Genomic DNA, 12,561 nt, shown 5'->3' with positions numbered 1-12,561 from the left:
AGGGAACACGATGCGCAGCATTTTGACAGGCGCTGTGGCGCTGCTGGGCGTGGCCGGAATGTGCTCGACGGCCGAGGCGCAGACCTTGCGGGTGATGAAGTCACTGGATGCGCCGCACTACGACGGCCAGCGCACCACCTGGTCGCCGACGTCGGATATCGTCAACATGTTCCAGGATACGCTGGTGGCGCTCGACTGGGACGGCAAGACGACGATCCCCTACCTCGCGAAATCGTGGACGATCAGCGAGGACGGCAAGACCTACGTCTTCAAGCTGCGCGATGACGTGACGTTCTGCAGCGGCAAGAAGTTCACCGCCGCCGATGTCGTCTACACGTTCAAGCGATTGAAGGATCCGGAAACCAAAGCGCCCTATGCCTGGCGCGCCGGCGACATCAAGGAAGTGCGCGCGCCCGATCCCTATACTGTCGAATATGAGCTCAACGAGCCCTACTCCGAACTGCTGCTGCAGCTCACCATGTACACCAATGCGATCCACAATCAGGAGAGCGTGGAGACGCTCGGCAAGGACTACGGCATCAAGGGAATCGACGGCACCGGTCCCTGGTGTTTCGAGAGCTGGCAGCCGCGCACGGAAATCGTGCTGAAGCGCCACGACGCCTACAAATGGGGCCCCTCAATGTACCAAAACAAGGGCCCGGTGAAGTTCGAGAAACTCAGCATCAAGATCGTGCCGGAGGACGCCAGCCGCGTCGCCGCCATCATGGGCGGACAGTTCGACCTCACCCATCAGGTCCCGCTGCAATTCATCGAGCAGGTCAAGGCCGCGCCTAATCTGACCGTTCAGGAAGCCAAGCCCAACTTCCAGCTCATGTATTACGGTTACAAGATCACCCGCCCTATGGTCGCCGACAAGCGCGTGCGCGAGGCCATGAACATTGCGATCAACCGCGCCGAGATCGTCAAGGGCATCATGCTGGGCAATGCCGAGCCGGCATTCACCTACGTCGATCCGAAGGCGCTCGATTTCGCCGAGAAGACCAAAAACGTCATCAAGGAAGACGTCGAACGCGCCAAGAAGCTTCTGGACGAGGCCGGCTGGAAAGTCGCCGCCGACGGCATCCGCGAGAAGGACGGCATGAAGCTCGCACCCCGTGTGCTGTTCCCGCAGGTCACCTACTTCCCGCGCGTTTCTGAGGCGATTCAAGGCTACATGCGCAAGATCGGCATCGACTGGAAGATCGTCGGTTTCGACTCCACGATCGCGCCTGCCGAGATGGGCAAGCAGGACTTCGAGCTGTGGACCGTCACCGTGCCCTATCTGTCTGCAGGCGAGTTGATGAACATCTATTTCAACTCCAAGAACATCCCGACGCCCAACCGCATGAACTGGAAAGACGACGAGACCGACGAGTGGCTGCGCGCCGGCCGCGCCGCGCTCACCGACGCAGAGCGTGCGCTCAACTACGCGCGCGTGCAGGAGAAGGTAACGAACGAGCATCTGCTGATGCCCGTGATGAACGTGGCCATGTATACGACCAGTTCGAAGAAGCTGAAGGACGTGCGGCCGCACATGCTCTATCAAAACACCTTCTACAAGGGTCTGGATTACTCGTTCTGATGGATAATCTTCTCGAGGTTCGCGGCCTCAAAACCCACTTCGCGACGGACCGCGGGCTGTTCCGCGCCGTCGACGGCATCAGCTTCAGCGTTCCGCGCGGACGCACCATCGGCCTTGTCGGCGAGTCCGGCTGCGGCAAGAGCGTGACCTCGCTGTCGGTGATGGGCCTGGTGCCGAGCCCGCCGGGCAAGGTCGAGGCCGAGGCGGTGCTGTTTGGCAATCGCGACGTGCTAAAGCTCACAGCCGACGAGCGGCGCAGGCTGCGCGGCGGCAAGATGTCGATGATTTTTCAGGAACCGATGACCTCGCTCAATCCGGTCCACACCGTGGGACAGCAAATCGTCGAGGCAATCCTTGCCCATACCGCGATGTCGCCGCGCGCGGCGCGGGCGCGCGCAATCGAGATGCTCGAATTGGTGCGGATTCCGTCAGCGGCGCAGCGCATCGACGACTTTCCGCACAACATGTCGGGCGGCATGCGGCAGCGAGTCATGATCGCGATGGCGCTCTCCTGCGAGCCGGCGCTGCTGATCGCCGACGAGCCGACCACGGCGCTCGACGTCACCATCCAGGCGCAAATTCTTGACCTGTTGAGCGACCTGCAGCGGCGGCTCGGCATGGCGATCCTGATCATCACCCACGATCTCGGCGTCATCGCCGAGGTCGCCGACAAGGTGCTGGTGATGTATGCGGGGCGAATCGTCGAGAGCGCCGACGTGAACGACCTGTTCGCCGACCCGCAGCATCCTTACACCATCGGCCTGCTCGGTTCGATTCCGCGCATCGATATCGACCGCAAGCGGCTCGCCACCATCGAGGGCACGGTGCCCAGCCCCAACAACCAGCCGGCGGGCTGCCGCTTTGCGCCGCGCTGCCCGTTTGCGGACCAGCGCTGCCGGCTTGATCCGCCACCGCTGCGCGACATCGCGCCCGGTCACCAGGTCGCGTGCTGGAAAGCCCCGGTCGAGGTGACATCATGAGCGACGCCCCCGTTTTGCAGGTCGACGGCCTGGTCAAGCATTTTGCGGTCACCCGCGGGCTGATCCGCCGCAAGACCATTGGGCTCGTGCGCGCCGTCGAAGATGTCAGCTTCGAGATCGCCCGCGGCGAGACGCTCGCGCTGGTCGGCGAATCCGGTTGCGGCAAGTCAACCACTGGACGGCTGATCCTGCGTTTGATGGACCCGACCGCCGGCTCGGTACGCTTCAAGGGCAAGGAAATCGCCGATCTCGACAAGAATGCGCTGCGCCGGATGCGGCGGCATATGCAGATCATTTTCCAGGATCCCTACGCCTCGCTCAATCCGCGCATGACGGTCGGCGAAATCCTGGCCGAGCCGCTGCGCGTTCACGAAATTGGCGATGACGCATCACGCGAGGCGCGCGGCCGTGAGCTGCTGGACATCGTCGGCCTGCTGCCCGAACATGCCAGCCGCTATCCGCACCAGTTCTCGGGCGGGCAACGCCAGCGCATCGGCATCGCCCGCGCGCTCGCCGCCAATCCCGATTTGATCGTCTGCGACGAGCCGGTGTCGGCGCTGGACGTCTCGATCCAGGCGCAGATCGTCAACCTCCTGCAGAATCTGCAGCAGCGTTTTGGCCTCTCCTATCTGTTCATCGCCCATGATCTTGCCGTGGTGAAGCACATCAGCGACCGCGTCGCCGTGATGTATTTGGGCAAGCTGGTCGAGATATCAGACAAGAAGTCGCTCTACGACCGGCCGTTGCACCCGTATACCCAGGCGCTACTGGCGGCGATCCCGAAGCCCGATCCCGCGCTCCGCACCAAGCGCGTGATGCTGCAGGGCGACGTGCCGAGCCCGTTCAAGCCGCCGAGCGGCTGCCGCTTCCATACCCGCTGCCCGCATGCGCAGGCGCGCTGCTCGGCCGAGGAGCCGGAGCTGCGCGAGGCGGCACCCGGCCATCGCGTCGCCTGTCATTTTTTCGAGACGCTGCCCGCCCCGACCATCCTCGCGCGCGCCGGCCTTGCCAATGGAAAGTTCGCCGCACGGCTGGCGGCCTTCGAGGCGGCGAAGACGGCACGGACATCGGCCTGAGCCAGAGTGGTGTAAGGGCCCAGACACAAAATTGCGAAAACAACCCCATGCAAAGTAGAATGGGGCCCCTCTCGGGGCACTTCCCGCCCTAGCCGGCGTGTTCAATGGCGCGGATAGCACCGCGCAACTCGGCTAGGCCGCGCAGGCGGCCGATCGCGGTGTAGCCGGGATTGGTGCGCTTGGTCGCGGCGAGATCGTCGAGCATGCGGTGGCCGTGATCGGGCCGGAACACGATCTGATTTTCCGGCGAGCGCGTTCGGTTCTCCGCCAGCAAAGCCTTCAACACCGCGATCATGTCGACGTCGCCATCGAGATGATCGGACTCGCAGAACGACAGGCCGTCGGCTTCCCGCTTGGTCGCCCGCAGATGGGCAAAGCCGATCCGCGGCGCGAAGCGTTTGGCCATCGCGGGCAGATCGTTCTCCGGGCGCACGCCGAGCGAGCCGGTGCAGAAGCAGATGCCGTTGGCCTTGGATGGCACCGCGTCGAACAGCGCCTGATAGTCCTCCACCGATGAGGCGATGCGCGGCAGGCCGAACAGCGGGCGCGGCGGATCGTCCGGATGCAGCGTCAACGTTACCCCGACCTGCTCCGCCACCGGCGCGACGCGCGCGAGAAATTCGCTTAAGTGCTGACGCAGCACTTTGGAATCGATGCCGCGGTATTGCTGCAGGCGGTCGCGGAATTGCGGAATGGTCAGGGGATCGGTGGTGGATCCCGGCAGCGCGCTGGCAATGTTGGTGATGAGGACGTCGATATCGGCCTGCGTCATCGCTTCATAGACCTGCTTCGCGCGGCGCTGCGCGGCCTCGGAATATTCAGCAGGCGCTTCCGGCCGCTGCAGGATGTGCAGGTCGAACGCCGCGAAACGGTCCTGGTCGAAGCGCATCGCCTTGGCGCCGTTCGGCAGTTCCCATTCGAGATCGGTGCGGCACCAGTCCACGACCGGCATGAAATTGTAGCAGATGATCTTGATACCGGCGGCAGCGACCGCCTCCATGCTCGCGATCCACGCCTCGATCGAGCGCGTCGCCTTGCCCCCCAACCGCTTCACGTCATCAGGAATCGGGATCGATTCCACCACCGACCAGGTCAGTGGCGAGCGGCCCGGTTGCGAGTTCTCGATCAGGTTCTTCCGCTCCTCAATGGCTGAGCGCGTCCAGGCCTCGCCGATCGGAACCTGATGCAGCGCCGTTACCACGTCGGTCGCGCCGGCCTGACGGATATCGTCGAGCGATACGGGATCGTTGGGTCCGTACCACCGCCATCCCTGCAGCATCATGCGGAAGCTCCTGAAGTGAGAACGGCCATCAAGCGGTCAGCACGACCTTGACGCTCTGCGAGCGGTCGAGCGCGAGCCGCACCGCATCAGGCGCGACCGCGAGCGGGCGTTGCGCCGTCACCAGCGAAAGCACGTCCACGCTGCCGTCGGCGATCAGTTCGACCGCCGTGAAGAATTCCGTCCCGAAGCGGAACGAGCCGCGAAGGTCGATCTCCTTGGCCATCACCGCGTTCGCCGGCACCGGAATCTGTCCGCCCGGCAGGTTGCCGACCTGAACCACGACGCCGCCGCGCCTGACCGCACTGATCGCGCTGGCCAAGCCCGCGCCGCGGTGCCCGAGACTTCGAACGCGACATCGAACGGCTGCGCGGCAGCCTGCGCTTTCAGGGCCTCTCCGCCGCCGGAGATATCGACGACATGATTGGCCCCCAATCTCGTGGCGAACGCCAACGGCGCCGCCGCGATATCGACGACGGTTGTCTCTGCGATCCCGGCGCGCTGCGCCGCCAGCATGGTCAACAGACCGATCGGGCCGGCGCCGAACAGCACCGCGCGCTTGCCGGTCACGTCCCCGGCGCGGGCGACGGCATGCAGGCAGACTGCGAGCGGCTCGGCGAGCGCCGCCGCCTGATAGGTCACGTGGTCCGGAATCTTCACGCATTGCGCCGGGATGGCGTCGAAGTAAGAGGCAAAGCCGCCCTGCATATGCGGGGTCTTCGAGGCCGATCCCATGAAGAAGATGTTTTCGCAGAGATTGGGCCGATTCTCGCGGCACGGCTTGCAATGGCCGCACCAGCGCGACGGGTTGACGGCGACGCGATCGCCGACCTTCACGTCGGGCGCCGAGCCTGCGATCTCGACCACCTCACCCGCAATCTCATGGCCGAGCACCAGCGGCGAGGTCACGACAAAATCGCCGGTGCGGGCATGGCGATAGTAATGCATGTCCGAGCCACAGATGCCGCCGGCGCCGAAACGAATGCGCACCATGCCGGAGGGAAGCGGATCGAGCGGCCGCTCGATCATACGCAGATCTTCCGGGCCGAACAGCGTTGCAGCCAAAGCCATCGATGTCATTTTGAGAGTCCCATGTATTTAGGCAGCCAGAGCGTCAGCTCCGGGATGTAGGTGATGGCGACGAGCGCCAACAGGAGCGGCACCAGCCACGGCAGGATCGCCATGGTGGTGCGCTCGACGGACAATTTCGCCACGCGGGCCAGCACGAACAGCACCATGCCGAGCGGCGGGTGCAACAGACCGATCATCAGGTTCAGCGTCATGATCAGGCCGAAATGAATGGGGTCGATGCCAAGCTTCAGCACGATCGGCAAAAGGATCGGCACCAGAATGGTGATCGCGGCGATGGTGTCGATGAAGCAGCCGACGAACAGGATCAGGATGTTCGCCAGCAGCAGGAACACCCACTTGTTCTGGGTGATGCCGAGCATCGCATCCGTCAGCGTCTGCGCCGCCTGCGACACCGTCAAGAGCCAGGCAAAGATCGACGCCGCGGTCACGATGAACAGCACGGATGCCGTGGTCTCGATGGTGTCGAACGTCGCCTTGGCAACGGTCTGCAGCGTCATCGAGCGGTAACGCACGAGCCCGAGGAACAGCGACCAGATCACGGCAGCGACTGCGGCCTCGGTCGGCGTGAACCAGCCGAGCGTCATGCCGCCGATCAGGATCACCGGCGCCATCAGCGCCATCACCGCGGAGAAATCGAAATACCAGTCGAGCGCCAGCAGCGCCACGAGACCGATTCCGACAGCCATGTTCACCGAGAGCCCGGCGACGACCAGCAGCCAAACGACCACCGGGAACGCCAGCACGATGAGGATTTCGATCGCGGCCGAGCCGAGTTGCGGCCAGGAGAACGGCGTATCGCTGCCCCAGCCGTTCTTGTGGGCGAAATAAGCCACGGTCGCCATCATGGCCAACGTCATGAACACGCCCGGAATCACGCCCCCCAGAAACAGCGCGCCGATCGAGACGTTCGCCATCATGCCGTAGATCACGAATGGCAGCGACGGCGGGATGATCGGGCCGAGCGTGGCGGACGCCGCGGTCACGCCGACCGCGAACTCGGTCGAGTAGCCGTGATCCTTCATCGCCTTGATCTCGATGGTGCCGAGCCCCGCGGCGTCCGCAATCGCGGTGCCGGACATGCCGGAAAAGATCACGGAGCCAACGATGTTGACGTGGCCGAGGCCGCCGCGCATCCAGCCCACCAGCGCGACCGCGAATTTGTAGATGCGGCCGGTCACGCCCGCGATGTTCATGAGATTGCCGGCCAGGATGAAGAACGGCACCGCGAGCAGCGGAAAGCTTTCGACACCGGCAATCATGCGCTGCGCCAGCGTGACATCCGGCGTGATGCCTGTGACGAGAATGTAGACCAGCGACGACACCGCCATCGAAAGCGCGACCGGCAGGCCGACCAGCATCAGCAGCAGAAATCCCCCAAGCAGCAGCAGCATGGCGTCAGCCTTCCGTTCCGTCGAATGCGCCGGGTCGCTCCAGGATGGAGTAACCACGCCGCCAGTTCTCGACCGCGATCTGGATCGAGCGCGCGAACATCAGCACGAAGCCGAGCAGCACGGCGTAATACACAAATCCCTTTTGAAACTTGATCGTGGTCATCCGCTCGTCGCCGATGATCTGGATGAACTGCCAGACCAACTTGATCGCATAGCCGAAGAACGCGATCCGGATCAGGTCGATGACCGTCGAGAGCGCGCGCGCCGGCAGATGCGGCAGATAACGAAACAGCAGATCGACCTGGATGTGCCGCGACAGTCGCACGCACATCGCCGAGCCGATAAAGACCACGCCGATCAGGCAATAGGTCGCGATCTCCTCGGTCCAGGCGTAACTGTCGTTGAGCACGTAGCGGGTGAAGAATTGCAGAAACACGGACAGCGCCATGATCCAGAAGATCGCGAGCGCCAGCCAGTCCTCGGCGGCGTATTGGCCGAGATCGGCGCCCTTGGGGACCTCGTCCTCGAAGGTATGGGCGATCTCGTCCGCCGTGATCTGCTTGTGCACTTCAACCATCGACAAGCGCCCTCCCCGAGCTGGCGTATTCGAGGCTTCCGCCGTGCCTGCCGCCGAAATCGCGGCAAGCACGGACGAAGGCCTAGGCGTTTACTTCACCGCTTGGATGCGATCCCAGTCGGACTTGCGGTAGTCGAAGGTCTCGAACTTCGTGGTCTTGATCACGGTGTCGCGGAACTCGTCCTTGTTGACCTCGGTGACCGTCAGCCCCTTCTGCTTGAAGAAGTCGACCAACTTGGCCTCGTTGGCCTTGATCTCCGCCGTAGCCTTTGCCGCCGCTTCCTGGGCGACGTCGGTGAAGATTTTGCGGTCTTCTTCCGAGAGCTTCTTCCAGAGCGCGCCGGCAACAACCGTATTGAGGTGATCGACAATGTGACCAGTCAGCACGATGTGCTTCTGCACCTCGTAGAACTTCTTGGCCTCGATCGTGGTGAGCGGATTTTCCTGGGCTTCCACGGTGCCGTTCTGCAGGGCGAGATAGACCTCGGCAAAGGCGATCGGCGCGGTGTTGGCGCCGCAGGCGCGCGGCATTGCGAGATAGGCCGGCACGTCAGGCACACGCATCTTGAGGCCCTTCATGTCGGCGCAGGCCTTGATCGGCTTGTTCGAAGAGGTGTGACGCACGCCGTAATAGGTCACCGCCACGATGTGATGGCCGCTCTTGTCCTCGTAGCCCTTGGCGAGTTCCTTGAAGACGTCGCTCTTGGTGTAGGCCAGGAGATGATCGGCATCGCGGAAGGTGTAGGGATAATAAGTCACGCCGATCGGGGGAAAGCTCTTGGCCGCAAAGCTCGAGCCGGAAATGATGATGTCGACGGAGCCAAGCGCAAGCCCCTGGTTGATGTCGGTTTCCTTGCCGAGCTGCGAAGCCGGATAGACATCGATCTGGTAGCGCCCGTTGGTCCGCTTGTTGATCTCGCCCGCGGCCCAGACCGACGCGGTGTGGAACGGCTCCGAGGTTTCGTAAACATGGGCCCACTTCAGCTTGGTCTGTGCCAGGCCTGATGTGGTCGCGGCCAGCAGCGCCGCAGCAGACGCCGCGAATGCAATCGTCAATTTTTTCAACACGTGAATTTCCTCCGTCGTTACAATTTGCTTTTGTTACCCAACCGGACCGACATTCTCTCGCCGAACCGTTCGAATTCTCGTTGTTCAGCCGCTGCTTGAGCGGATGCGCGAGGCGGACGAAGCTTCCGCTCCGAAATTTTGCGCAAAGCGGGCCTGCGAACGCGCCAAGTGCTCGCGCATCGCCACGCGGGCAGCATCGGAATCGTGCGCGGCGATGGCATCGCGGATCGCGCGGTGCTCGGCCAGCGCCGCATTCCAGGATTCCGGATTTTCGAAATAATGCGCGAGCTTGGCGAAATACGGATTGAGCCGCTGGTCGAACAGCTCGCCTACCACGCGGACCAGCACAGCGTTGTCGAGACAGCCGGCGACCGCGACATGAAACGCGCGGTCATGGATCATCGAGGCTTCGCCGGGATGCTGCACGGTGGCCATCGCCTCCAGCGAAGCGTCGATGCGCGCGATATCTTCGGCTGTCGCCACCCGCGCCGCCTGTTCGGCGATCGCGCCTTCGAGGAATTCGCGGGCGCGCAAGAGTTCGAATGGACCTTCGATCTCGGCCGCCAATGGCAAAGGCGATGCGAGCGCCGCCGGCTCACTGACATATATTCCGGAGCCGACGCGAATCCGAACCCTGCCCTCGACTTCCAGAGCAATCAGGGCTTCGCGCACCGTCGGCCGCGACACTTTCAACTGTTCGGCAAGATCGCGTTCGGTCGGAAGCCGGCTGCCCACGCGGTATTCGCCGCTGTCGATCAAGGCGCGAAGCTGATCGGCAACCTGGCGATAAAGGCGTCGTGCTTCCACGGCTTCGAGCGGCACGCTCGGCTCTCCCTGACGATCCCCCGAAGTGAATCGAATTTTTCTTGCTTGGTCGGGATAAGGCCAATAAATCGGGACATTGGCCTTACCAATTGACCAAAGATTGATAGATCGAGCCTTCCATGTCAAGCGACACGGCGAAAATCCCGGTTTTCAGCCCGAAAGACGGCAATTTCCGCCTTTCGAACGCCAACCTTCCTCGGCTTCCCGGCCACATCCGGCAACCGGCATATGACCGCTCGCTGATCTCACCAGGCATCGTTCATCTCGGAATTGGCGCGTTCCACCGGGCCCACCAGGCCGTGGTGATCGACGACCTCCTGGCAGGCGGCGCTATGGATTGGGGAATCATCGGAGCCAGCTTGCGCAGCCCGGCGACACGCGATGCCCTCGCCCCGCAGGACGGCCTTTACACGCTGGCCGTTCGCTCCGGCGCGGGCATCGATCACCGCATCATCGGCTCGGTGCTCGCTGTCGACGTCGCCACCGAGAAACCCGACCAGTTGATCGCGCGCCTGGCCAACCCGGCCACGCGTATCGTCTCGCTGACGGTTACCGAGAAGGGCTATTGCCATACGCCGCAGACCGGCGATTTGGACGAGCGTCATCCCGATATCGTTCATGACCTGCAGAATCCGGGCACGCCGCGTTCGGCCATCGGATACCTGGTGGCCGCGCTCGCGCGCAGGCGGATCGCGGGCGAAGCCCCCTTCACTGTTCTTTCCTGTGACAATCTCTCCGCCAATGGCCAAACAGTTGAACGGATCGTGACGCAGTTCGCCGCCTTGCGATCGCGCAATCTCGCGAAATGGATTGAAGCCGAGGTGGCCTTCCCTTCGACCATGGTGGACCGGATCGTGCCGGAGACCACGGAGCTCGACCGGGCGGAGATTTCTTCAGCGCTCGGCATGATCGACGCATGGCCCATTATCACAGAACCGTTCACGCAATGGATCGTTGAAGACCGTTTTCCGGCCGGACGGCCGGACTTTGCGGCTGCGGGCGTGCAACTGGTCTCGGATGTAACGCCGTTCGAACATATGAAGCTGCGGCTGCTCAATGCCAGCCACTCGGCGCTCGCCTATCTCGGATATCTCGCAGGCTTTGAGACCATCGCCGCAACCATGGCCGACCATCGCTTTGTGGCGTTTGTCCGACAGGTGATGCAAGACGCCGCGCCGACGCTGGCGATGCCTGCAGGAACTGATCTGGCAGCCTATAGCGCATCGCTGCTGCAGCGCTTCTCCAATCCCGCCCTGCATCACCGCACCTGGCAGATTGCGATGGACGGATCGCAGAAGCTGCCGCAACGGCTGCTCGCGACCATGCAGGACCGGCTGCGGCTGGGGCTGCCGATCGATACCCACGCGCTCGCGGTGGCCGGCTGGATGCGTTACGTCACCGGCACCGACGAGCGAGGCCGCGCCATCGACGTGCGCGATCCCCTCGCGCGAGAGTTGGCTGATATCGCCGAGCGTGCCGGTCCGGTCGCAGAGCGGCTTGCTCCCGCGCTGTTGGAGGTAAGCTCCATCTTCGGCACGCTCGGGAACGATCCCCGCATGCGCAGCGCCGTCACCGGGGCGCTCGCAAAACTTTACGCACTCGGTGCACGTCAGGCCGTACAGACGTTTCAAGCAGCATGATTGGCAGGTCAGAGCCACCGGATGGCAAGGCCACACCGCGACCGCCGTTCATTTCACAAATTCAGCAGGCTGCGGCGACAACAAGGCCCTGGTGAGTTGGTGACAGGGATCGGCGAGCCCATCGATGACATCGAAATGATGCCGGCCGGGTTCTTCGATCACGCAGGTTTTCGCACCCAGCCCGGTCCAGATGTTGGCGAGGAGCGCGTTCTGGCGGACGAATTCCGGGCGCTCGGCGCTGCCTACCCAGCATGTTAGGCGCGCACTCGGCATCGGCTCCAGCAATGCGGGGCTTTCCACGAGCGCCTCGGCCTCGTCGATCCGAAGGTCCGTGTTCATGGCGGCCTTCATCAGCGGACGAAGGTCATGAACGCCGGAAATGGAGACGGTGTGGCTGATGCGAGCCCTGACATCGTCCGGGAGCGGCGACGTCGCCGAGATCATGCGTGTCACCAGATGCCCGCCGGCGGAATGGCCCGCCAGAAAAAGCGGACCTTCGACCATCGCGGCAGCGCGCTCGACGGCCGCGGCAATCTCGCGCGTGATCTCGCAGATGCGCACGGCCGGGCATAGCGTGTAAGAGGGCATCGCCACCGCATAGCCGCTTTCAACCGATCCACGCGCGAGATGCGACCAAAAGCTCTTGTCGAGCGCCTTCCAGAATCCGCCATGGACGAAGACGACCAGGCCCTTTGGCCGGCCCTCCGGTTCAAAGAGATCGAAGCGGTTTCGTGCGCGCTCGCCATAGCCGACGTCGAGCATCGCGCGGCCGCTGTCTTGAAGTGCGTCGCGATAGGCCTGTGCGGGCTGCACCCACGCCGCCGGCCAGCGTTCGCCGCCCGGAATGTTCGGAGCATTCGCATAGGCGTCGTTCCAGTCGGAAATCTGATGAAAAATCACGCGGTTCGGCTTCCATTCGATCTTGTGGGCCGGGCCGATGTCCGATCGATGCCCGCAGGCAACCAGTCTATACTAGGAAGCGCATCTTCCGCCCCATAAATTTCAAGCTTGAAATAATTGATATCAGCGCGAATAATTCCAGGGGGCGCGG

The 12,561-nt window shown here is 63.2% G+C and carries 10 protein-coding genes and 1 pseudogene; 4 read left to right on the top strand and 7 right to left on the bottom strand.

Going from position 1 to position 12,561, the window contains the following annotated elements; all coding sequences use genetic code 11:
- Positions 1 to 10: 10 nt before the first annotated feature.
- From V1278_RS14040 to V1278_RS14030, 3 genes are read left to right on the top strand one after another with little or no spacing between them, the layout of a single operon-like run.
- Positions 11 to 1,582: an ABC transporter substrate-binding protein gene (locus V1278_RS14040; protein WP_334381150.1), complete on the top strand. Its 1,572-nt coding sequence runs from the start codon at positions 11 to 13 to the stop codon at positions 1,580 to 1,582.
- Positions 1,582 to 2,562, top strand: coding sequence for an ABC transporter ATP-binding protein (locus V1278_RS14035; protein ID WP_334381149.1), 981 nt, complete (start codon positions 1,582 to 1,584; stop codon positions 2,560 to 2,562). Before V1278_RS14040 ends, V1278_RS14035 begins: the two co-directional genes overlap by 1 nt.
- The gene (locus V1278_RS14030; protein WP_334381148.1) at positions 2,559 to 3,638 is read left to right on the top strand and encodes an ABC transporter ATP-binding protein; all 1,080 of its coding nucleotides are present in this window, start codon (positions 2,559 to 2,561) and stop codon (positions 3,636 to 3,638) included. The genes V1278_RS14035 and V1278_RS14030 overlap by 4 nt, the downstream gene beginning before the upstream one ends.
- A gap of 88 nt (positions 3,639 to 3,726) precedes the next feature.
- Here the strand turns inward: V1278_RS14030 and uxuA are convergent, their stop codons facing one another.
- The 6 genes and pseudogenes from uxuA to V1278_RS14000 all read right to left on the bottom strand — a co-directional run bounded on the left by uxuA (position 3,727) and on the right by V1278_RS14000 (position 9,867).
- Positions 3,727 to 4,917 (bottom strand): mannonate dehydratase, encoded by a 1,191-nt coding sequence (gene uxuA, locus V1278_RS14025; protein ID WP_334384171.1) that lies wholly within the window; start codon positions 4,915 to 4,917, stop codon positions 3,727 to 3,729.
- A gap of 31 nt (positions 4,918 to 4,948) precedes the next feature.
- Positions 4,949 to 5,997 (bottom strand): annotated as a pseudogene (locus V1278_RS14020) (L-idonate 5-dehydrogenase).
- Positions 5,994 to 7,400: a TRAP transporter large permease gene (locus V1278_RS14015; RefSeq protein WP_028347458.1), complete on the bottom strand. Its 1,407-nt coding sequence runs from the start codon at positions 7,398 to 7,400 to the stop codon at positions 5,994 to 5,996. Before V1278_RS14015 ends, V1278_RS14020 begins: the two are co-directional and overlap by 4 nt.
- Before the next feature lie 4 nt (positions 7,401 to 7,404).
- On the bottom strand, positions 7,405 to 7,983 hold the full coding sequence (locus tag V1278_RS14010; RefSeq protein WP_334364071.1) for a TRAP transporter small permease: 579 nt from the start codon (positions 7,981 to 7,983) through the stop codon (positions 7,405 to 7,407).
- Positions 7,984 to 8,067: 84 nt separating this feature from the next.
- Complete coding sequence (locus V1278_RS14005; RefSeq protein ID WP_334364072.1) at positions 8,068 to 9,045, bottom strand: sialic acid TRAP transporter substrate-binding protein SiaP; 978 nt, start codon at positions 9,043 to 9,045, stop codon at positions 8,068 to 8,070.
- 84 nt (positions 9,046 to 9,129) lie between these two features.
- Positions 9,130 to 9,867 (bottom strand): FadR/GntR family transcriptional regulator, encoded by a 738-nt coding sequence (locus V1278_RS14000; protein WP_334381147.1) that lies wholly within the window; start codon positions 9,865 to 9,867, stop codon positions 9,130 to 9,132.
- Positions 9,868 to 9,989: 122 nt separating this feature from the next.
- Here V1278_RS14000 and V1278_RS13995 point away from each other — a divergent pair, with 122 nt between their 5' ends.
- Positions 9,990 to 11,510 (top strand): mannitol dehydrogenase family protein, encoded by a 1,521-nt coding sequence (locus tag V1278_RS13995; RefSeq protein ID WP_334381146.1) that lies wholly within the window; start codon positions 9,990 to 9,992, stop codon positions 11,508 to 11,510.
- 48 nt (positions 11,511 to 11,558) lie between these two features.
- Here V1278_RS13995 and V1278_RS13990 read toward each other — a convergent pair whose 3' ends face one another.
- Complete coding sequence (locus V1278_RS13990; RefSeq protein ID WP_334381145.1) at positions 11,559 to 12,410, bottom strand: alpha/beta hydrolase; 852 nt, start codon at positions 12,408 to 12,410, stop codon at positions 11,559 to 11,561.
- Positions 12,411 to 12,561 lie beyond the last annotated feature (151 nt).

The organism is Bradyrhizobium sp. AZCC 1577, from assembly GCF_036924575.1.
Lineage (GTDB): Bacteria > Pseudomonadota > Alphaproteobacteria > Rhizobiales > Xanthobacteraceae > Bradyrhizobium.
This window is presented reverse-complemented; position numbering and strand designations above follow the sequence as displayed.

Excerpts from the sequence above, each read along its gene's own strand:
- V1278_RS14040 (WP_334381150.1), top strand. The coding sequence starts at position 11 with ATGCGCAGCATTTTGACAGGCGCTGTGGCGCTGCTGGGCGTGGCCGGA.
- V1278_RS14035 (WP_334381149.1), top strand. The coding sequence starts at position 1,582 with ATGGATAATCTTCTCGAGGTTCGCGGCCTCAAAACCCACTTCGCGACG.
- V1278_RS14030 (WP_334381148.1), top strand. The coding sequence starts at position 2,559 with ATGAGCGACGCCCCCGTTTTGCAGGTCGACGGCCTGGTCAAGCATTTT.
- uxuA (WP_334384171.1), bottom strand. The coding sequence starts at position 4,917 with ATGCTGCAGGGATGGCGGTGGTACGGACCCAACGATCCCGTATCGCTC.
- V1278_RS14015 (WP_028347458.1), bottom strand. The coding sequence starts at position 7,400 with ATGCTGCTGCTGCTTGGGGGATTTCTGCTGCTGATGCTGGTCGGCCTG.
- V1278_RS13995 (WP_334381146.1), top strand. The coding sequence starts at position 9,990 with ATGTCAAGCGACACGGCGAAAATCCCGGTTTTCAGCCCGAAAGACGGC.